18 protein-coding genes and 1 pseudogene are annotated in these 19,862 nt (G+C 58.6%); 1 reads left to right on the top strand and 18 read right to left on the bottom strand.

The genetic code is table 11. From position 1 onward, the window contains the following. Nucleotides 1-53: 53 nt before the first annotated feature. The 5 genes from DT594_RS13175 to DT594_RS13155 all read right to left on the bottom strand — a co-directional run bounded on the left by DT594_RS13175 (nt 54) and on the right by DT594_RS13155 (nt 7,386). Nucleotides 54-1,220, bottom strand: a complete 1,167-nt coding sequence (locus DT594_RS13175; RefSeq protein WP_218574516.1) for a hybrid sensor histidine kinase/response regulator — start codon at nt 1,218-1,220, stop codon at nt 54-56. Nucleotides 1,221-1,222: 2 nt separating this feature from the next. Next, nucleotides 1,223-1,795 carry a chemotaxis protein CheB gene (locus tag DT594_RS13170; RefSeq protein WP_149333080.1) on the bottom strand — a complete coding sequence of 191 codons (573 nt, stop codon included), beginning with the start codon at nt 1,793-1,795 and terminating at the stop codon, nt 1,223-1,225. Further along, a complete protein-coding gene (locus DT594_RS13165) occupies nt 1,792-2,625 on the bottom strand; it encodes a CheR family methyltransferase (protein ID WP_149333079.1) in 834 nt (277 codons plus the stop codon). Before DT594_RS13165 ends, DT594_RS13170 begins: the two co-directional genes overlap by 4 nt. Further along, on the bottom strand, nt 2,622-6,068 hold the full coding sequence (locus DT594_RS13160) for a response regulator (protein ID WP_149333078.1): 3,447 nt from the start codon (nt 6,066-6,068) through the stop codon (nt 2,622-2,624). The genes DT594_RS13165 and DT594_RS13160 overlap by 4 nt, the downstream gene beginning before the upstream one ends. Nucleotides 6,069-6,405: 337 nt before the next feature. Further along, on the bottom strand, nt 6,406-7,386 hold the full coding sequence (locus DT594_RS13155) for a threonine dehydratase (protein ID WP_149333077.1): 981 nt from the start codon (nt 7,384-7,386) through the stop codon (nt 6,406-6,408). A gap of 105 nt (nt 7,387-7,491) precedes the next feature. Here DT594_RS13155 and DT594_RS13150 point away from each other — a divergent pair, with 105 nt between their 5' ends. Further along, nucleotides 7,492-8,292 carry a helix-turn-helix transcriptional regulator gene (locus DT594_RS13150; protein ID WP_149333076.1) on the top strand — a complete coding sequence of 267 codons (801 nt, stop codon included), beginning with the start codon at nt 7,492-7,494 and terminating at the stop codon, nt 8,290-8,292. A gap of 7 nt (nt 8,293-8,299) precedes the next feature. On the opposite strand, the gene DT594_RS13145 is transcribed toward DT594_RS13150, so the two are convergent. From DT594_RS13145 to DT594_RS13085, 13 genes and pseudogenes are all read right to left on the bottom strand, one after another. After that, nucleotides 8,300-9,274, bottom strand: a complete 975-nt coding sequence (locus DT594_RS13145) for an alpha/beta fold hydrolase (protein ID WP_149333075.1) — start codon at nt 9,272-9,274, stop codon at nt 8,300-8,302. A gap of 34 nt (nt 9,275-9,308) precedes the next feature. Continuing rightward, a complete protein-coding gene (locus tag DT594_RS13140) occupies nt 9,309-10,931 on the bottom strand; it encodes a methyl-accepting chemotaxis protein (RefSeq protein WP_149333074.1) in 1,623 nt (540 codons plus the stop codon). 169 nt (nt 10,932-11,100) lie between these two features. After that, nucleotides 11,101-11,445 (bottom strand): hypothetical protein, encoded by a 345-nt coding sequence (locus DT594_RS13135; protein WP_149333073.1) that lies wholly within the window; start codon nt 11,443-11,445, stop codon nt 11,101-11,103. A 123-nt stretch (nt 11,446-11,568) separates the two neighbouring features. Beyond that, nucleotides 11,569-12,246: a DUF3313 domain-containing protein gene (locus tag DT594_RS13130; RefSeq protein WP_149333072.1), complete on the bottom strand. Its 678-nt coding sequence runs from the start codon at nt 12,244-12,246 to the stop codon at nt 11,569-11,571. A 221-nt stretch (nt 12,247-12,467) separates the two neighbouring features. After that, on the bottom strand, nt 12,468-13,520 hold the full coding sequence (locus DT594_RS13125; RefSeq protein ID WP_149333071.1) for a DUF2955 domain-containing protein: 1,053 nt from the start codon (nt 13,518-13,520) through the stop codon (nt 12,468-12,470). After that, on the bottom strand, nt 13,510-14,640 hold the full coding sequence (locus DT594_RS13120) for an HlyD family secretion protein (protein WP_149333070.1): 1,131 nt from the start codon (nt 14,638-14,640) through the stop codon (nt 13,510-13,512). Before DT594_RS13120 ends, DT594_RS13125 begins: the two co-directional genes overlap by 11 nt. 65 nt (nt 14,641-14,705) lie before the next feature. After that, nucleotides 14,706-15,230, bottom strand: coding sequence for a transporter suffix domain-containing protein (locus tag DT594_RS13115; protein ID WP_149333069.1), 525 nt, complete (start codon nt 15,228-15,230; stop codon nt 14,706-14,708). A 90-nt stretch (nt 15,231-15,320) separates the two neighbouring features. After that, a complete protein-coding gene (locus DT594_RS13110) occupies nt 15,321-15,893 on the bottom strand; it encodes a PqiC family protein (RefSeq protein WP_149333068.1) in 573 nt (190 codons plus the stop codon). Nucleotides 15,894-15,910: 17 nt separating this feature from the next. After that, on the bottom strand, nt 15,911-17,557 hold the full coding sequence (locus tag DT594_RS13105; RefSeq protein ID WP_149333067.1) for a PqiB family protein: 1,647 nt from the start codon (nt 17,555-17,557) through the stop codon (nt 15,911-15,913). Beyond that, nucleotides 17,538-18,182 carry a paraquat-inducible protein A gene (locus DT594_RS13100; RefSeq protein ID WP_149333066.1) on the bottom strand — a complete coding sequence of 215 codons (645 nt, stop codon included), beginning with the start codon at nt 18,180-18,182 and terminating at the stop codon, nt 17,538-17,540. The genes DT594_RS13105 and DT594_RS13100 overlap by 20 nt, the downstream gene beginning before the upstream one ends. Next, nucleotides 18,179-18,775, bottom strand: a complete 597-nt coding sequence (locus DT594_RS13095; RefSeq protein WP_149333065.1) for a paraquat-inducible protein A — start codon at nt 18,773-18,775, stop codon at nt 18,179-18,181. Before DT594_RS13095 ends, DT594_RS13100 begins: the two co-directional genes overlap by 4 nt. Before the next feature lie 255 nt (nt 18,776-19,030). Beyond that, nucleotides 19,031-19,423, bottom strand: a pseudogene (locus DT594_RS13090) (GFA family protein). Between the two features lie 76 nt (nt 19,424-19,499). Then, complete coding sequence (locus DT594_RS13085; protein ID WP_246164634.1) at nt 19,500-19,805, bottom strand: DUF2845 domain-containing protein; 306 nt, start codon at nt 19,803-19,805, stop codon at nt 19,500-19,502. Between the last annotated feature and the right edge of the window lie 57 nt (nt 19,806-19,862).

Below are 19,862 nucleotides of genomic sequence, written 5' to 3'. Positions count from 1 at the left end.
TATGCAGGTTGCCAGTTCGCTTACCCATCACTCTCTGCGCTCAGCCAGTGCCTTCAGCTAAGCACAGCGTTGGAGCTGAGAGTCTGGCCGTTTCGGATCAAGACCTTGGGCATTTGAAGCGTGAACTCACTGCCCATGTTCGGGCCATCGCTTGAGGCTTCAATACTGCCACCATGTAACTCTATCAACTGTTTGACCAGCGCAAGACCAATACCCAGCCCGCCATGAGAGTGCGCGAGGTGACCTTCCACCTGTTCAAACATCCGGAAAATCGCGGCGGAGGCTTCAGGCGTCAACCCCAGGCCATTGTCAGCGACGGTGACGCGGAAAGCATCAGGCGTGTCTTCGACGGTGACATCGATGCGGCCGCCAGGCGGCGTGTATTTGGCGGAATTATTCAACAGGTTGGCGATGCATTGGGTGATACGCACCTGATCGGCCAACAGCTCGATGCGGTGATCTCCTAGGTGCAGGCTGAGAGCGTGGCCCTGCGCCTCGATCACTGGCCGGGCCATTTCTACTGCGGCCAGCACGGCATCGCGCAAGTCGAATGGCGCGGTGCGCAGCTCGATCTTGCCCTGGGTAATGCGCGAGGCGTCCAGGAGATCGTCCACCAGACGGAAGAGGTGCGTCATCTGATCCTGCATCAGGTTGCCGATGCGGTCTGCCTGCGGTCCTTCAGGCTTGCGCAGCAACAGTTGCAATCCGCCCTGCAGGGCAGCAATGGGGTTGCGCAGTTCATGTGCCAGCACGGCCAGAAACTCGTCCTTGCGCTTGTCAGACAGCTGTAACGCCTGCGCCTGCGCCTGAAGCAGGTCACGCTGCTCGGCAATCATCTGCCGCTGGCGGAAAATCTCGAAAAAGACCTCGGTCTTGCTGCGCAGAATGTCGGGCTCAATCGGCTTCTGAATAAAATCCACCGCCCCAGCTTCATAACCCTGAAAGCGGCGCTCCGCGCTATGCGTGCCTGCGGTGACGAAGATGATCGGGATACGTCGCGTACGCTCGTTGCCGCGCATCAGTTCGGCCAGTTCGAAACCGTTGAGGCCCGGCATCTGTACGTCGATCAGTGCCAGCGCAAAGTCGTGATGCAGCAATAGCTCCAGCGCTTCGTCACCGGATTTGGCCATCAGCAGTTCGAGATCATCGCGGCGAAGTAGCGCCTCTAGAGAGAGCAGGTTTTCCGAGAGATCATCAACGAGTAGAAATTTGACCGGCATCGTCATCCAGAGACACTCATCAGGTAGGCGGAAATGTCCGCGATAGACAAGACCTGCGCCTGCGGAGAAAACGCAATCGCAGTCTCGGGCATCGCCTTGGCGTAGGCATCCTCGGGATTCTGGACGATCACAGTACCGCCCGCTTTTGAAATGGCTTGCAAGCCTCTGGCTCCATCCTGGTTGGCTCCGGTGAGGATGATCCCGATCAACTCGGTACCCCATACCTCGGCCGCGCTTTCAAAGGCCACATCGATCGAGGGGCGCGAGAACAGCACTTCATCCTCATTCGAAAGCGCCAAGCTCGACTGGTCTTCGAACAGCATATGATAGTTGGGCGGAGCGAAGTAGATGACTCCGGGCTCTATCGGCTCCTTGTCTTCCACCTCGATCGCCCGGAGCCGGCATTTGGCATTGAAGATATCTGCCAGCACGCTGGGCTTGTGTGGCGGCACGTGCACAACCACGAAAATCGGCAACGGAAAAGTGGCTGGCAGCGCCGGCAGGATAAGTGACAGCGCTTCTAACGCGCCTGCTGAAGCGCCAATGATCACTGCGCCCTTGGCCGTGCTTGTCATGAGCCGGTCCTCTGGTAAATTTTCTCTTCTCGCACAAAATCGCGAAACGCGTCGGCATGCTCGGAGAACCTCAGGCTTTCCTTGGCGCCAAGCCCCAGAAAGGCGTTGCGCGGCAGGGAGTCCTTGAACAGGCCCACTGCACGGTCCTGCAAAACGCGGTCAAAATAGATCATGACGTTGCGGCAGGAGACCAAGTGCATCTCGCCAAACACCTGATCCGTCACCAGACTGTGGTCGGAAAACACCACATTGCGACGCAGGCTTTTGTCCAGCACGCAGCGGTTATAGCCGCTGTGATAGTAATCTGACAACGAGGTCTTGCCGCCGGCCTGCCGGTGATTTTCGGTGAACAGGCGCATCCGCTCGAGCTCGTAAACCCCGGCCTCGGCTTGGGCCAGAGCTTCGGAATTGATATCGGTAGCATAGAACAGCGTGCGCTCTTCCAGGCCCTCTTCGCGGAACAGAATCACCAGAGAATAGAGCTCCTCGCCGGTACTGCAGCCGGCAATCCAGACCTTCAACGAAGGATAGGTGCGCAGATGCGGCACTACGGTTTCGCGGATCGCGCGAAAATAGCTCGGATCGCGAAACATCTCGCTGACCTGCACGGTGAGGTAGCGCAACATGATCGGCAGCATCTGAGGATCATGCAGCACCCGCTCCTGCATGGCGGAAATGGTCGCAAATCCCAGATTATCCCGTGCCTGACGCAGCCGCCGCCGGATCGATGACATCGCATAGCTGCGAAAGTCATAGTGATAACGATGGTAGAGCGCTTCGAGCAACAGACGTATCTCGATGTCCTCGACCTTCTCAAAGGCCTCGGTCATTGCGGCATCCATACCCGTACCAACGACAGCAACTTCTCCACATCCAGTGGTTTGGCCATGTAGTCGTTGGCGCCCGCATCGATGCAGCGCTGTTGATCGTCCGGCATGGCTTTAGCCGTCAGCGTGATGACCGGCAACTTCTTCCAGTCCGGATTGTTGCGGATATGTCGGGTGGCTGTGAGGCCGTCCATGACCGGCATCATCACGTCCATCAGGACCAGGTCGATACGGCCATCGAGCTTGCTCTGCGCCTGCTCGAGTTTCTGCAAAGCCTCTTCGCCATTGCGGGCAATTTCAATGAGGGCGCCACGGGGCTCAAGGATATTGGTCAGCGCATATACGTTGCGCACATCGTCCTCGACGATCAGGATGCGCCGGCCTTCCAGCAGCGCATCGCGATTGCGCGCCTTACGGATCATCTTCTGCTGTTCGTCGGGCAGCTCAGACACCACCTGATGCAGGAACAGCGTCACCTCATCCAGCAGCCGCTCCGGCGACTTGGCACCCTTGATGATGATCGACTTGGAATAGCGGCGCAGCTTCTGCTCTTCTTCCCGCGCCAGCACCCGGCCGGTGTAAACGATCACCGGCGGGAAAGAGTGGGCGCTGTCCTGGCTGATGGTTTCCAGCAGATCAAAGCCGGAAGCATCCGGCAGAGAAAGGTCGAGCACCATACAGTCGAAGGTCTGCTCCTTGAGCAGCGCCAGGCACTCGACGGCCGTGCCTGCACAGATGGTTTCCACGTCATGCGAGGCAATCAGCTTGCTCACCGCTTCACGCTGAACTTCGTTGTCTTCGACGATCAGCACGCGCCGCAGGTTCTGCGAGACCTTCGCCTCGAGTGATTTCAGCACACCCACCAGCTGGTCGCGATGCACCGGCTTCAGCGCATAGCCAACGGCGCCCAGCGACATGGCGCGCTCGGAGTAGTCTTCGGCGGAGATGATGTGAACAGGTATGTGGCGGGTGCGCACGTCGCGTTTCAGCCGATCAAGTACCGACAGACCCGACTGATCCGGTAAACCCACATCCAGCACGATGGCACTGGGCATGAACTGCAGGGCCAGCTCCAGCGCTTCCTGCGCCGTGCCGGCGACCAGCGCCTGGAAGTTCGATTCCCGCGCCAGGTCGCGCAAAATCATCGCGAAGGAGCGGTCATCCTCGATGATCAACAGCTTGCGCGCAGTATCATCCAACCGCAGGCGGTCATCGTCGACCACGCCCGCCCGTGGCTGCCGCGCGGGCTCTTCTACAACTCTGGCCGCGGGCGCGGGCGCTGCTGGCAATGGCGATAGCGGCTGAATGTCCGGTGCCGGTATGCGCAACGCTGAAGAATCGTATAACCGCGGAATGATGACGGTAAAGGTACTGCCCGAGCCAAGCCGGCTTTTCAGCTGCAAGCTACCGCCCAGCAGACGTACTACTTCGCGGGAGATCGAAAGCCCGAGGCCGGTGCCGCCGAACTGGCGGCTGATGGTGCTATCGGCCTGATGGAAGGCCTGGAAGATTCGCTGTTGCTGATCATCCGCAATACCGATGCCGGTATCGGTCACTGATATGGCAATCTGATCGTCACCAAGCGGCCGCACCGTCAGCGCTACACTGCCCTTGGCGGTGAACTTGATAGCGTTGGCGAGCAGATTCTTGAGTACCTGTTCCAGACGCTGCGGGTCGGTTTCAATGACAGGCGCGACATCAGGCTGGACCTCAAGCGAAAACGCCAGACCCTTGTCGTTGGCCACGGGGTCGAACAGATGGCGCAGCGAGTTGACCATGCGCTCGACCAGCACCGGCTCGGGATGGATATCAACATGGCCTGCCTCGATTTTCGACAGGTCGAGAATGTCGTTGATCAGGTTCAGCAGGTCATTGCCAGAGGATTGTATGGTCTGCGCGTATTTCACCTGCTCGGCGGTGAGGTTTTCTTCAGAGTTGTCTGCCAGCAGCTTGGCCAGGATCAGCGAGGAATTCAGCGGCGTGCGCAGCTCGTGGGACATATTGGCCAGGAAGTCCGATTTATACCGACTGGCCTGTTCCACTTCCTGCGCCTTGAGCTGGATCGCCTCGTTGGCCTTCTCCAGATCATCGCGCTGGGTTTCCAGCTCCTGCGCTTGCTCTTCGAGCTGCGAGTTGGTCTGTTCCAGCTCGACCTGCTGCTGCTCCAAGCGCGCCTGAGACTCCTTGAGCGCTCTGCCTTGCTCTTCCAGTTCCTCGTTGGAAACGCGCAACTCCTCGCCCTGCACCTGCAACTCCTCCGCCTGACGCTGCATTTCATACAACAATGTGCGCAGACGCGTACGGTACTCGGCCGAGCTGATTGCCGTTGCAATAGTGTCCGACACCTCTTCCAGCAAAGCGAGAACGTGATCGCCCACCGGATACAGGAAGCCAAGCTCGAACAGCGCTTTGACCTCGCCATCCATCATCGCTGGCGCCAGCGCCAGATAGCGCGGTTTCTGCTGACCCAGGCTGGAGCCGAAGGCGATATAGCCATCCGGCACCTCGCCTACAGTGATCGGCCGGTGATCCTGCAGCACATGGCTGAAGAGACTGTCATGCTGATCGAAATGCGCCGGAAGGTTTACGTCGGTTGGCACACCGTGGCCGGCCAGTAGCGCATAGCGATCACCGTCCTTTACATAGAGAGCACCGGCCACCGCGCCCAGGTGGCTGGTGAGAAAGCGCAGAATATTCTGGCCCAGTTCCTGGGTGGACTGCTCCCCGATCACCTCAGACCCTAGACCCACCTGAGCACCTTGCAGCCACTGCTCGCGTCGACGCGCGAGTGTCGCGCTGCGCACCAACAGCGTAATGACAATCGTCAATACGAGACCCAGCGAGCCGGATAGCGCGCTGGTAATGAAGGCTACCGTGTAGGCATTGTTCATCTCCTCTACGCGCCGCGTTCGCACTTGAGTTTCCTCGTTGCGAAGTTCGGCAATCACATCGCGGATGGCATCCATCTCGGTCTTGCCGCTATCGGAATTGACCAGGCCAAGCGCTGCAATTTGCCCGTCGTCCCGGTACACGCTCAGTGTGCGTGCCAGCTCATTGAACTTGGAGGTGACGTAGCCGCGAAGCGTTTCAAAACGCAAACGCTGCGACTCATTATTGGCGACCAGCCCCTCAACCAGCGTAATCCGGCTCTGCACCTGGGATACCGCGCGGTGATAGGGCTCCAGATACTCCTCATCGCCGGTCAGCAAATAGCCGCGCTGCCCGGTTTCGGCATCCTGCACGTCCGCCAGCAGAAGGTCGATGGCGACGATGACATTGTGCGTCTGCACGACGCTCTGGTTGCTCGTTCTGAGCAGCTGGGTGGTATAAACAGCGACCACCGTGCCCAGTATGAAGATGACGAAGGCGACTGCCAGGCCGAGGGCAACTGTCGGATCGAGGCCAAGTGTGCCCTTGTTGTTCACGCTCGCGTTTTTTCTGTGCATTTGACTCACGCGTTATCAATATCAGCGTCAACGCACCAGGCGCTCCTTCGCAGCCGGGAAAAAGGGGCTGTTTAACGGAGCGGCACACCGCGCTGTCGATTTAGGTTTGTTTGCTGGACATTCCAGAATTGATTGACGCAGTCAACTGCTCCCGGCCGGCGGGCACAGTCTATCATCTAAAATCACCTGCAGAAGCGAGATTAGCCAGTTGAAGTCCACGCATTCCGACCTTGTGGCCTGGCGCAGAGCCTCAGCAGGCTTGGCTGGTTGATGATCAACCCTGGCTACGCGCGAAAAAAGCTCGGCGCTGATCCGCCGGCCTGATACAGCGATTTGACTACGCGCGATCGCTGACAGAACCGGGTCCGAGCACTTTCGCATACACCGATCTGTCAACATTGCCTCCGGACAGAATCACGCCGACCCTTTTCCCCACCATAGTTTCACGCTCTTGAATGAGCGCGGCCAGTGCCGCCGCACCGGCACCTTCGGCCAGGTTGTGGGTATCGGTGTAATACACCCGCATTGCTTCGGCAATCTCGCTCTCGCTCACTGATACGATCCGCGCCGCCGCTGCGCCGTAGATGGCGAAAGCGTCTGCAACTGGCTTGCGAACGGCGAGGCCGTCAGCGAAGGTATTCGCCGAGGCGGTTTCGCGTATGACGCCTGCGTCAAAGGACAGTTTTGCGGCCGCAGCTTCACTGGCCACCACGCCTACCACCTTGGTGTTCAGGCCCAACGCGTCGCGGGCGGCGATCACCGCGCAAATACCCGAGCCACAACCAATCGGCACGTAGAGGGTATCCAGGTCTGGCGCGGCCTCGAATAGCTCAAGCGCATAGGTGGCCACGCCTTTGACCAGCTCGATATGGAACGGCGGCACCAGGTAGAGATCATGCACATCCGCCAGGCGCGCAGCCTCTTCGCGCGCCTCATCAAAATCACCGCCGTACTCAACCACTTCTCCACCGAAGCCGCGCATGGCGTTGTTCTTTTCCAGCGAATTACCTTCCGGTACGACAATCAACGCCCTTAATCCCAGTGCACTTGCTGCCAGCGCCAGGCTTTGGCCATGGTTCCCGCGGGTAGCTGTGACCACACCCTTCACGTCTGGGTATACATGCTTGAGCCAGTGCATAAAGGTAATGCCGCCGCGCACCTTGAAAGCACCTGTAGGTGTGTGATTCTCATGCTTGACCCACACCGTACAACCCAACCGCTCAGCCAGCAAAGGCCAGGCGTACTGCGCAGTGGCAGGCATTACTTGGTATATGCGGCGAGCAGCTTGCTCGATATCGTCGCGATTCAGTCTGTGCATGAGAACCCTCCCTGAGGTTCTGTCCAGTCTAGGCAGGGGTGCGCAATGCTGGCTTTCAGAAAACCGACCTGACTTTTGTCGTCGCTCTCTACTACTATCATCTGCATGAGTCATCACAACCGTCTAAAGCCACAACGCCCAACTGAATCGGTACGTCGTATCGAGGCCGGGCCCTGGGCAGTTGAATTGCTGCCCGCTGCAGCCTACTCGACCCACTATGTAGCGGCCCAGTCTGCTATCGGATTTGCCTTTGACAGCCAGCGTGGGTTACACGCCATCGGTAGCGACCGTGTGCAGCCTTTCGCGGCGCGGCCCAACAGTCTGGCGTTCGTTCCTGCCGGCTGTGATGTGTTGTCAGAATCACCTGAAGGCGGTGAATACCTGCGGCTAATGCGCATAGACGGTACGCCGCTGGTGGGCGACCGTGCGTTCAACAATCGGATTGATCGGCAGGCGATTAACTTGGCGCAAACAATGCGCGGCGCGCTACTGCAGGCCCGCGTTGACGACGACTGGGAGGCATGGGCTCACGCACTGGCTGAACGGGCAAACCGCAGCGAAATCCCGGCTGCACCGCTCCAAGGCTCCATAACCAACAGGCGGATGCGTCTGCTGGATGAGTTCATTGACGCTGGCCTGGAAAGCACCCTGACGGTAAAGGCGATGGCGGATTTGCTGGGGCTATCCGAAGGTTATTTTATGCGCGCATTCAAGCAGGCCACGGGCAAAAGCCCGCATAGTTACCTGGTCGATCGGCGCCTGGCCAGAGCCCGCGCAATGCTGCTCGACTCAACCGCCAGGCTGTCGGAGATCGCCAACAGTTGCGGTTTCAGCTCTCAGGCGCACATGACGAGCGCCTTTAGGCAACGGCTGGGAACAAGCCCGGCAGAACTACGCAGAACCTGAAGTCGCGTCAGGGTGCTGCGACCGCAAACTCCAGCAACGCCGCATTCACCTGCGCGCAAGCTTCGCTCTGAATCCAATGGCCTTTACCAGGCAACATCAGAATCTGCAGGTCAGGGATGCGCCGACTCATCCTGTTTTGCAGCTGCTCTTTGCTGGCACCACGGATAACACTGTCGGCGCTGCCGACCAGAAACAGCACTGGGCAAGTGATCTGCGTGTCGCGGTATGGCTGCATCAAGCGCCAGTTTTCATCGAGGTTACGGTAATAGTTGATGCCGCCCGCAAAACCGCTGTGCCGGTAGGCGGCAACGTAATACGCCAGCGCCTCATCGGCCAGCCAGCTCGGCTGCTCCTGCGGCTTGCCCAACCGACCTATCCACCCGCCACCCTCATCTATTGAGCGGCCAAGCACGGGTGGATCTCGCGGTGTATCCGGTGAGCAATAGAGGGCGCGGAGAATACCCTCTGGATCGGCATCAAACTCGGCTTCCGCCACACCCGGCTGTTGAAAGTACAGCTGGTAGAAAAAGTTATCCTTGAAGTGCTCGCGCAACAGCGCAGTGGGAGGCTGGTCCGCTATCGGGTGTAGCGGGACGCTCATGTTCACCAGCCGGGAAACCAGGTCAGGGTGACGCAGGGTAAATTGCCAGCAATTGATCGCGCCCCAGTCATGGCCAATCAGCAATACTGCTGCTCCGCCGCTGGCCTCAATGAGTAATTCGCGCATGAAGTCGCAAATACGTACCACGTTGTAGTCGGCGATATTCGGCAGAGCCTCCGTCTGGCCAAACCCCGGCATATCCGGCGCGATGGCACGGTAACCGGCGTTGGCCAAAGCGACCATCTGTTGCCGCCAGGTAAACCAGCATTCAGGCCAGCCATGAATAAACAGCGCCACCGGTCCTTGGCCCAGGCTGGCAGCACGGGTGCGCAGGCCGGTGACGGTCCAGGTTTCATGGGTGATGTCTTCAACGGTGTACATACTTACTCCCAGACTGGTACTGGTGCTCAAAGTCTCAATGCTTGATCCGCTTCGTGATATCCCCAAGATCAGCCGATAGCGTGTGCAGGAGCTCGCTCGCCCGGGTAGTCCGTCCAACGTTCTCCTGGTTGGTCACGCCAATCGCGGTGATCTCGGTCAGATTGCGCGATATATCATTCACGACGGCATTTTGCTCCTCTGCGGCGGTGGCGATCTGGCGGTTCATGTCCCGAATGGCCTCAATGGCTCGGGTGACGTCATGCAGCATTTCCCCGGCTTCGGTGACCATGCGTACACCTTGATCACTGCGTTCCTGGCCCGCTTCGATGGCTTTGGCCGCTTCAATCGCGCCGCGTTGTACTGTATCAATAATCTCGTTGATCTCGGCGGTGGAAGCAGCCGTACGTTGAGCAAGCGTGCGTACCTCGTCAGCCACCACAGCAAAACCGCGCCCGGCTTCGCCGGCACGCGCTGCCTCGATGGCGGCATTCAAAGCAAGCAAGTTGGTTTGCTCTGCTACACCGCGGATCACGTCCAGCACTTTACCGATCCGGCCGCTGTCATTAGCCAAACGATTGATCACCTCAGCGGTATGCGTGATCTCACCGCGCATATCGGTAATGCTACGGATGGTCGTCTGCATAACGACCTCACCTTTACGCGCGGCCATATCTGCCGCATCGGCTGACTCAGCGGCAGTAGCCGCATGGGCGGCAACCTCGGCGGTAGTAGCGGACATCTCTTCCATCGCGGTGGCAACCTGGTCAGTACGAGTGAACTGCTCGCGAGTCCCGCCCGAAATAATGGTTGCTACGCTGTTGAGTTCGCCGCTGGCTTGGTCGAGCTCACGCGTACTGATCTCCAACTGGGCAAATGTAGCCACAAGAAAATCATCTAGTGTATTCGCTGCATCCGCCAATCTACCCAGTTCGTCTTCACGCTTGATGCTGGACTTGGCTCCCAGCCGACCTTCACTTAAAGCCGTGACCTGGTCGATTAGAGTTCGCACCGGGGCAACCATACTGCGGTCAATGCGCCAGATACTCAGGAAGGTCAAGGCAATACCGGTAAAAACAAGCATCAGGGTGCCGATCAGCACTGCGCGTGCAGCGCTCCTGGCGATATCCGCTGAGTCCTTCTCGGCTTGCTCTCGCAACCCGCTGACCAGCGAGTTCATCTGCTCCGAGGCTGCTCGGTCAATGCCTTTTACCGCCAAGTCACCGGCTTGCGGATCCTGACCCGAGGCCACGAAAGCCTGATAACCACTGCGGTATGCCTTACCCAGCCTAAGATGCTCTTCGCTTAGCGCCTCTACGCTGCCACGAGCTCCTTCCGGGAGACCTTCCAATGTGCTCAGCTTACTAAGCGTCGATTGAACCTCCCGCTCCTGTTGCTGGAAAGCCGTCCAATACTTGTCCAGCGCCGCTGGGTCCTTGCCCCGCAACAAGACATTCTTCCATTCCTGAACCTGAGTCTTGAACTGGCTATTAGCTCGCTCGATCAGCAGTGATGCCTGGACCGGGCCCGCAACGAGCTTGCCATATGAACCTACGCTCGAGGACAAAATACTTTGGCTTAATAAAGCGATGGCCGTAAGCAGCAGCAAACTGCCGGCAATCAGCGCTAATGTCTGTGCGCGGATAGATTTTCTGAGCATATGTTTCCCGGGTTAATCGTGGAGGTCTAGGGAGTTTTGCAGGCACCGCCGGCACGCGAGGATTATCGGCGCATGCTGCCCAAGCTTTAGAGCGTTTGTGATGAGAAAGACAGACGGTCGAGAAGATTTCCGAGGCACACTTGGTCCTGGCTGCGCACTGAACCGCCAATCAGTCTGCCCGAAATCCCCAGACCAACTGCACCATTCTTACTGCCACGATCAGATAAAAAGCCCATACCGCTAGCAGCAACAGCTTGTGGTAACGCATGCTGGCGACGCGGCGCAAGCCGTCGGTGACATTAAGAAACATCAGAAGCGCGGAAATCAGAATTAACCCCGCGCCGGCAACCTGCGTACCCAACAGGCCAACAAAAATCGTCTTTTCCGAATGCAGGGCGCTGGTACCCGCGGCAAACAACAGCGCACACACCAACAAATTTTTTACGTTATCGAACACCTTGGCGCAAAGGTCCTGCTCCAACAGATCAATGTATTTGTGCCATAGTTTTCTCATGCTCTACCTTTGCGCAACTGCAGGAAAAGAACGACGGAGATAGTTCAGGGTACTGCGCTGGTGGCGTCAACCCTCCAGCCTCCCCGAACCCTGTAAAGTGACTTAACGTGATCTGGCCTCAGGCTAGTTGTTGATGAAGGCGTTCAAGTCAGCAGCCAACCCTCTTATCGCCAACTTGAAGTCATTGGTGGTAATGGCCTGGGTGCTGTCCTCCAGGTTTTCGCCCCGCACTTTGCGTACGGTTTTCACCACCGCCTGGCCAGTGGATGCGTCGACCAGATTGGCCTCCAGAAACAGCTCAGTATTCTGGTCGCGATAGCCGGCTGCCCGGGAAACCGCGCCGGCGACAGCCGTTACCGGTAGTGCCTCATACCACTGCATACCTTCATTGGTGGCCGATACACCAGTTATCGCGGCATTCAGAACCAGGGTCCGGGATGCCGCAGGAGCGGTATTTGCGCTGGGCACCACGTTGTACTTCTGCGCCAATACGCCTTTTACGCTCGAGCTGGTGAGTGCCTGGAGCTCCTGCAGGGTCTGCAGGTTAACCCGGTCATCTGGCCTTGGAGCCGGGTAGAGCTCGAGTTGATCAAAGGCCACTGTGTCGTAGTTGTTCGGGCTGAAACCGTCGGCTACCCAGCGCATGACCGGTTGGCCATTTGCCGAAGTGGTTTCGCGCAAACCTTCATAGCTTGGCAAGAAGCCGGAGTATTGTTCCTCTTTGGTCACTTGCGAAGCACAACCACCAAGCAACATGCTGCTCAACCCAACGCCAATCAGAAACGTCCTTGAAATATTCATGCAGGTATCTCCAATGTATTACAGCTTTAACTGCAATCGCGGAAGACGGTTACCTGGAGCGTCGCTTGCTGTTGAAACAGCGAATTACTACCAACAGAGTGGCGTTCAGTCGTAGCCGGCATGTGCCGCTCAACTTCACATACCGCACCGGCGTACCTTCTGGCACGCCGCTGCGGGCTCGTGAAAACAAGTGTAGCTGGTCCGTTTCGTCTATCCAGAACTCACCCTTTACCCGCTACGATGGCCTGCTCAACCACCCGCGGCCGCGGCCAGAGCACAGCAGCCAAAACGATGGTGTAAACAATCGCGAACAGCACATAAGCGATGCGCGTGGAGAACAGCTCCGGAGTACTGGTCGGCAATGGCGACACACCCAGCCCGAACAGCACCAGAAAAACAATAAGCCCGCCGCCAAACACCTTCCCTTTGATACCGCCCAGAGCCGCATTGCCGGCGAACAGCAGGCTGACCAACAGCACGACGAGCGCGACCAGCCACAGGGCAGGACGCAGCTCGAACAGGATATAAGCCAGAGACGCCGCCACCCCGCCGAGCAAGTTGACCAGCACCAGACCCAGCGCGGCGCGCGGGCCCATATCCAGCTCAAGCTGACCGAGCAACGAGGAAACAGTGATCGGAACGACCAGCGCCGTGGCCAACCGTGAGTCGCTCAAACAGAGGGTAACGATGGCCAACAGAATCCCCGCGCTGGCCATCGCCTGGCGGATTACCACAGTAGCCGTATGGGGAGCTGCGATCGGCGCATTGGCCTGTTCACCGCCCGGGTCTGGCAACAATGCATGGGCTACCCACGCCAGCAATATGCCCAGGCTGATGGCTTTGGCCAGTAACAGCACGATTGACTCACCCAGGTCAGGATGCAGGATATCCAGCAACGGCACAGCAATGGCGATCACCAGCATCAGGGCCGGCCCGGCACCGCCCAGTTGCCGGCCCTGGGCGATAAAGCAGGCGAAGTAAAACAGCCAAAGCAGCGGTAACAGGATCCATGGTCGCTCTCGTAGCACGCCGGTCAACAACACCAATAGCGCGCCGGCAAGCAGAACAATCACCACTGTCATCAACCCTTGACGCAGGGTTAAGGGGCGGCGGCTGGCCAGCAGGAATTGTGTCGCAAACAAGGGGGCGAGTAAGGGTAACGGCCCGCCTAGAACCAGCCCCAGGCAAAATCCCCCGGTCACCGCCAGGGCGACGCGCAAGCCCTGGCGCCTGGCCCGCCTGAGTTCCAGCTGCGGTTGGCGGTCAGTTGACATAGTTGAGCCAGGCCCCGAGGCGCGCGGTGAACGCGCCCAGCCAATTGGTCAGAGGGTTGTCATCAGTATAAATCACCACAGTCACCTGCGATCCGTAGCGCGGGCCAACGGGATGAGGTTCTTCAACTATCAAGCGCACCGGAAAACGTTGCGGGTCGCGCACCCAGCCGCTTTGGTTACGCACCGACGGCAGCGCGGTGTGGCTACTGCCTTCCTGCGACACGCCCCAACCGACGCTTTCAACGCGCCCCTTGAAAACACGGCCGGGTAACACATCAAACACCAGCTCTGCAGGATCATCGGCCTGCACGTGCTCCAGGCTGTTTTCCTTGAAGGCGGCTGATACCCAGACAATGTCGGTGTCGATAAATGTCAGAGACGGCTGACCCACGCTGACCACCTGACCCACCGCAAGTTGCAGGTTGGTCACCACCCCATCTGACGGCGCGACGATGTCGGTGCGCCCCAGCTCGAGCCGGGCTTTTTCCAATGCAGCCAGGGCCTGCTTAAGTTGCGGGTTGTCGCTGCCTTCCGCCCCTAACTGTTGTCGCGCGCGCTGCAAGTCAGCCTGGGCTTTGCTGACTGCGGCCTCGGCGGAACCCAAGGAGGCGTCGGCATCATCCTGGCGCGCTGTAGCAAATACACCACGCTCGACCATCTGTGCCACGCGTTTGGCTTGCTCGCGTACGTTATCGCGCTGGGCACGGGCAGACACCAGCATCGCCTGGGCAGCATCCACTGAAGCCGTGTTGGCGCCGATTGCCTGACCCGCCTCCTCCAGCCGCGCCTCAGCCTCCCTGACAGCCAGTCTGTAGGGCAGAGGGTCTACACGAAACAATAATTGGCCGGCCTTTACCCGCGCGTTGTCGAGCACTGCTATTTCGGTGACTCGACCCGATACCTCGGGAGCCATGTTGACCACGTAGGCCTGCACCACTGCCTGTGACGTCGATGGCGTGCGCCGCTCCATGACGATGGACACGGCGAATAACAGCACAATCAGGATCACCACGGTCAAGGCAACGCCTCGTAGCGGGTTGGCTGGAGCCGCTTTCTTGGGCGGAGGCTCGTGGGCAATCGCAGTCTCCGTAGGGTCGGGCGCATTCAGTGTGTCGGCCATATATACACCTGCTAGGCATACAAAAATGGGTAATGCGGTTGGCTTCGGATCTGACCGGCGCAGACTCAGACCGCATCGGCGTTGATCACCCGTGCCTTACGGATAAACAGCGCGCGCAGCTTTTCCCAGAAGTTGCCACCGAGCACAAAGAAGCTGCTGATCAACAGCACATCACCTAACAGCTGCAATGCCCAGCTATTGGGCCGCAGGCCAGGTGCCAGGGCGTCAATATAGGGTTCGAGAAACGACGACACCAAAGGCAGACAAAACATCACCAGGCCAATCCGGTAGCGGGTTGCACTGACCTCGACATCGCTACTGGGAGCGAGATCGGAGACGTAACCGAACAGATGCTTTTTCAGCTCCTGAAAACCGGCCTTGCCCATGACCGCGATCACCAGCAGCAGAAGCACCTTGTTGATGATGAACAGCGCTCCAGTCAGAGCGGCAATGCGCGAGCCTGGCGCATCCGCCATCGCCGCGAGCGGCACCAACAGCCACAGGATGGGCATTAAACAGAGAAAGCCAATGCCTAGCTTGAAGCGCCACTTAGCGGATTTTGGCGCTTCCGAAATATGTGCCGTGATCATGATGTATTACCTGTTAAGTAAGGGTTGTAGATAACTGATCTTTCCCCCAGCACCTCAAAATGCACCGCGCAAAAATACGCTCACTTTTTCTTATGAGCTTGATGAACAGCGCCAGGCTGTGTTGCTGGCCGCTTGTGTGATTTCCGCGGCCAGTTGCCGCAAATTCTGTTGATGGGCGATCACGATCTCGTCAATGCTTACGCCCGCAGCTGTCTGCAGCCTGCTGCGGCAATACAACAGTGGCCTGGCATCAGTGTCCAGATCTCGCAGACGCCAATTGACGTCAATCAGCGCGTACTGCCCGGGGAGCGAATCCAGACGCTGGACATCCAGGCGTACCGAAACCTTGCGTGCGGCGCCTTGATCGGGTAATTGCTGCGCCAGGGCACTGCGCATTTCATCCACCAGGCTCGCCCCCCACCAGTGGCCCTCCAGAATGGCCAGACTGCTGTCGCTTTGGCGCACGACAATCTGCTGCCGGTCCACCTGAGGCGGTATACTGATGGTTTCGATCTGCACCTCAACATTGCCCCTCTGAACGGCGCTGGCTGACTGGGCCGAAGTCGAAGTGGGCGACAGGGTGTGGAACTGAATAGGATCACTGCGGCAAGCAGCCAGCAGCAGCACCGCGGCGGCGAGCATGATCTTCCGTGGAAAAGCCATGGGCGATGCTCCTTCATTCAATTGGACGGCGCTCGCAGCGGCGCCGCATTCTCCGGTCGGCCACGAATCAGCGACTCCGGATGACGTCCCAAATACTCCGATAGCTCACGCAGGGAGCGCGAGGTACGACCTAGCTCCTCCAGCATTTGCGTCAGCTGTTCCCGTTGCGGAGAGTCCTCGGCGAGGGTCGAGCTGGCCGACTCCAGGGCTTTGCTGGCTTCGGTCAAGGTGGAGGTAACTCCAGGCAAGGTGCTGGCGTTGATCTGCGCCAGCACCTGGCGCAACTCGACCAGGCTGCTATCGAGGTTCCCCGCAATGCGGTCCAGCGGCAGATTGCTGATCTTCTCGACCACAGACTGCAACTGTTCCTGCACCTGTTCGAAGTCGCCTGGAATGGTGGGGATGGTCACCGGACGTGCGCTCGGATCAAACACCACTTTCTCTGCATTCGGATAGAAATCGAGCGAGATAAACAGCTGACCAGTCAGCAGGTTTCCGCTACGTGCCTGCGCTCGCAGCCCGTTATCAATAAAGCTGCCCATAAGCCGAACACCGGCGGCTTCATCGTTGGGGTCATGATTGAGCGCCTTAAGCATTTTTGCGTGTGCCAGGCCAAGGCGCTGCGGATAAATCACAATGCCTACCTCTAACGGAAAGCTGCGTTCTGACGGGTCGAAGTCCAGGTTGACCGTCACCACTCTGCCGATGTCGATGCCAAGAAATTCGACCGGAGCACCCACCTTTAGTCCGCGCAATGCCTGGTCGAAACGCAGGCTCAGATACTGAGCTTTGCCGTCGGGTGGAGCCAAAGCAGCCTGTTGGTCATCGAACAGCTCAAAGCCGCTGTTTTCTTCGGCCGGTTGATCATTGGGGCTGTAGTCTGGAGCGCGGAAGGCAATGCCGCCCATCAAAATGGACGAGAAGGATTCGGTTTGTACCGCAAAGCCGTTGGCATCCAGCCTGACGTCGATACCACTGGAATTCCAGAAGCGGGTGTTTTTAGTCACATAGGCATCATTAGGCGCATGCACAAACACTTCGATGCTGACGCTTTTGCCGTCAGCGTCCAGAGCGTAAGCCACCACCTGACCGACCGGAATCTTGCGGTAGTAAACCGGTGAGCCAATGTCCAGCGAGCCCAGATCTGTGCTGCGCAGGGTAAAGCGCTTGCCCGGCTCACCATAGGTAATGGGCGGGGGCGTTTCCATGCCTTCGAAGTGCTTTACCAGGGTAGTCGACTGGCCGATATCGGCGCCGATGTAGTCGCCGGAGAGCAGCGTATCTATACCGGAGACACCGCTGGCACCAATGCGCGGTCGCACTACCCAGAACTGTGAGTCCGCGCGGGTAAAGCTCTGTGCTTCCTTGGCCAGTTTAATGGTGGCATTGACGCTTCTCTGATCCTCACTCAACGCCACATCCGAGACGTAGCCAATCACCACATTGCGGTATTTGACCTGGGTCTTGTTCGCGGTCAGGCCGCTGCCGGTTTTGAAGGTCACCGTGATCGTGGGCCCAACCTGCAAGACGTTATGCACCACCAAGGAAATACCCACCAGTACCGCCACTATGGGCACGATCCACACCAGCGACACCCTGAAGCGGCGGGTTTTGACGACAGCATTGCCAGGGGGGCGAGATTCGTCAGTGGCTTGCGATTCCATTCGCGACCTCCCGCTGTGTCGGATTTTCCCAGATCAGGCGTGGATCGAAACTCATGGCCGAGAGCATGGTAAACACCACTACCAGGCCAAAGAACAGGATGCCCACGCGTGGTTCGATATCCGCCAGGCCGTGGAATTTCACCAGCGCAGCAACCAGCGCGACCACGATCACATCGAGCATCGACCAGTAGCCAATCAGCTCGATAAAGCGGTACAGCCTGGAGCGTTCCCTGCGCGCCCAGTAGCTGCCCCGTTGCGCCGTCACCAGTAGAAGCGACAGGACGGCGAACTTGACCCCCGGCACGGCAATACTGGCGATAAAAATGATCAGCGCAATATCCCAGGCGCCATGCTGCCAAAAGTCCAATACCCCGCTCATGATGGTGCTGTCGGCGCCATTGCCGAGCATGGTGGTGTTCATCACCGGCAGCACATTGGCCGGGATGTAAAACACCAGTGACGCCAGCAAGAACGCCCATGAGCGCGACAGTGAGTTGGTCTTGCGTGCGTGCAGCGGGGCGCCGCAGCGCTCACAGAACAGGGGTAGCCCGGACATGTCACAGCTCTTGCCGCAGCTATGGCAGAGGCAAAGGTTCAGGTCGCTGGCTAGCGTCGGCGTGTTCAAGGCAGGTCCCAAAGCTCGCGCACATCGCGACCGGCAACCGGGATCAACAACACGCTGAGCGCGGCCAGCGCAAACAAGCCGACGCCTGGCAACACGTCCAGCATGCCGGCGAGTTTGAATACCGCTACCAACGCGCCCAGCAAACACACCTCCAGCATGCTCCAGGGCCGCAGCGATTCGAGCCAGCGCATGCACAGCTTGAAGCCCGGAGCACGCTTGCGGGCCAGGGCGAAGCTGAGCACCCAGGCCAGCCCGAGCAATTGAAAGATGGGGGCGATGATGATGGAGATAGCGGCTACCAGCGCGATGAACGTAATCGGCCCGACGCTGAGCGCCAGCACCGAATCCCACAACGTGGCACTGTTTTTCTGCCCTTGCAGGCTGATGGTCATGAGGGGATAAAAGTTGGCCAGGATCCAGAGCACGCCGGCGGTAATCGTCAGCGCAAGCCGCTGGTCGATCGGCATACCACTGGCACGCTGCAGCACGCCACCGCAGCGCGAGCAAAGGGCGGTCTGATGCTTGGCGAGAGCAACCCTTTCAAACACGCAATCGCAGTGTTCACAGATGATCAACTCGTCGCAGTTCGCCATGGATATCACCCGCAAGCGATGTCAAGCAACAGGGGCCGCGATCGTCGTCTCAAAGGGAAAAGGCGCGCACTGCTTATGCGGGTAAAATAACAGTAGACCCTGGAATTGAATTCGTCGAATGGTGCCCGGAAGATTTAATCCAGGCGTCATGAAACCGGCTTTCGAAGCCTTTACTCGCTCATACAAATTGCGAGCCTCAGCCGCGTCGCCTTAGTCGCGCAAAGTATTTGGACAGAGTTTGTCAGCCATACAAGCTTAACTCTCAGACCGCCCCGTCCCTTCCCGATCACGCAGATACCTCTTCGCCAACGGAAAGGTCGGCAACCATGACTCACGGCGAATAGCCCAGCTTTCCTAGGTAGGCGTCAGCTGGTCAGGTTTATCCAGACAACCCAGATGCACTTCGATTTCGTCATCGCTGCGCGCGAAAACAGAGGAGCCACAACGGGGACAAAAGAATCTTCCGGCATAGTCGCGGGTTTCGCCCTCGATCGTTACCGCCTCTGCCGGGAACACCGCCGAGGCGTAAAACAGCGCGCCATGATGCTTGCGGCAATCGAGGCAGTGACAAATCCCAACTCGATAGGGCCGTCCCGACGCCAGGATGCGAACGTCGCCGCACAGGCAACCGCCAGTGAATTGCTCCATGCTGCGTCTCCTCATGAACTGGATGGAAGCTGAGCCTTACCTGAGCTTAGCCGAAGCTTGACGACCCCCGGAGAGCTTATTGCGGAGAGCGACGACTGCGCACCTGCGCCAGACGTCCGTCTACAAAGCGCAAGTGATAGTACATCCCGTTCTGCGGTCCATAGACCCAGCGTTCGACCGGCACCGCGTTGGGTACCAGTGCGCCATAACCATCCACTTCGGCAGGCTCGCGGGCGCGGCTGTCGGGTTCACCGCACTTGCTCAGTACGCTCTGGATGTCTTCCGCAGTGCTCAGAATGCCGTCCGCACAGCGCATCGACGCCCAGGCGGATGACGCCAACAGCATGCCAACGACAACAGCCATCGTTCGTAAAATAAGCACCGGTTATTCCCCTTGTCCTGAACGTTGAACCCATGGCGATAGTCTATCCTGATAGTA

Origin of the sequence: Halopseudomonas laoshanensis (assembly GCF_008365385.1) — a bacterium.
GTDB lineage: Bacteria > Pseudomonadota > Gammaproteobacteria > Pseudomonadales > Pseudomonadaceae > Halopseudomonas > Halopseudomonas laoshanensis.
The sequence above is the reverse complement of the archived record's forward strand: the minus strand, read 5'-3'. Positions and strand labels throughout refer to the sequence as shown.

Bases quoted from the DNA above. Each gene is read 5' to 3' on its own strand.
- DT594_RS13150 (WP_149333076.1), top strand. From the start codon at position 7,492: ATGAGTCATCACAACCGTCTAAAGCCACAACGCCCAACTGAATCGGTA.
- DT594_RS13170 (WP_149333080.1), bottom strand. From the start codon at position 1,795: ATGACAAGCACGGCCAAGGGCGCAGTGATCATTGGCGCTTCAGCAGGC.
- DT594_RS13165 (WP_149333079.1), bottom strand. From the start codon at position 2,625: ATGACCGAGGCCTTTGAGAAGGTCGAGGACATCGAGATACGTCTGTTG.
- DT594_RS13160 (WP_149333078.1), bottom strand. From the start codon at position 6,068: ATGCACAGAAAAAACGCGAGCGTGAACAACAAGGGCACACTTGGCCTC.
- DT594_RS13095 (WP_149333065.1), bottom strand. From the start codon at position 18,775: ATGGCGAACTGCGACGAGTTGATCATCTGTGAACACTGCGATTGCGTG.
- DT594_RS13155 (WP_149333077.1), bottom strand. From the start codon at position 7,386: ATGCACAGACTGAATCGCGACGATATCGAGCAAGCTGCTCGCCGCATA.
- DT594_RS13125 (WP_149333071.1), bottom strand. From the start codon at position 13,520: ATGTCAACTGACCGCCAACCGCAGCTGGAACTCAGGCGGGCCAGGCGC.
- DT594_RS13145 (WP_149333075.1), bottom strand. From the start codon at position 9,274: ATGTACACCGTTGAAGACATCACCCATGAAACCTGGACCGTCACCGGC.
- DT594_RS13175 (WP_218574516.1), bottom strand. From the start codon at position 1,220: ATGCCGGTCAAATTTCTACTCGTTGATGATCTCTCGGAAAACCTGCTC.
- DT594_RS13120 (WP_149333070.1), bottom strand. From the start codon at position 14,640: ATGGCCGACACACTGAATGCGCCCGACCCTACGGAGACTGCGATTGCC.
- DT594_RS13110 (WP_149333068.1), bottom strand. From the start codon at position 15,893: ATGGCTTTTCCACGGAAGATCATGCTCGCCGCCGCGGTGCTGCTGCTG.
- DT594_RS13115 (WP_149333069.1), bottom strand. From the start codon at position 15,230: ATGATCACGGCACATATTTCGGAAGCGCCAAAATCCGCTAAGTGGCGC.
- DT594_RS13130 (WP_149333072.1), bottom strand. From the start codon at position 12,246: ATGAATATTTCAAGGACGTTTCTGATTGGCGTTGGGTTGAGCAGCATG.
- DT594_RS13140 (WP_149333074.1), bottom strand. From the start codon at position 10,931: ATGCTCAGAAAATCTATCCGCGCACAGACATTAGCGCTGATTGCCGGC.
- DT594_RS13105 (WP_149333067.1), bottom strand. From the start codon at position 17,557: ATGGAATCGCAAGCCACTGACGAATCTCGCCCCCCTGGCAATGCTGTC.
- DT594_RS13135 (WP_149333073.1), bottom strand. From the start codon at position 11,445: ATGAGAAAACTATGGCACAAATACATTGATCTGTTGGAGCAGGACCTT.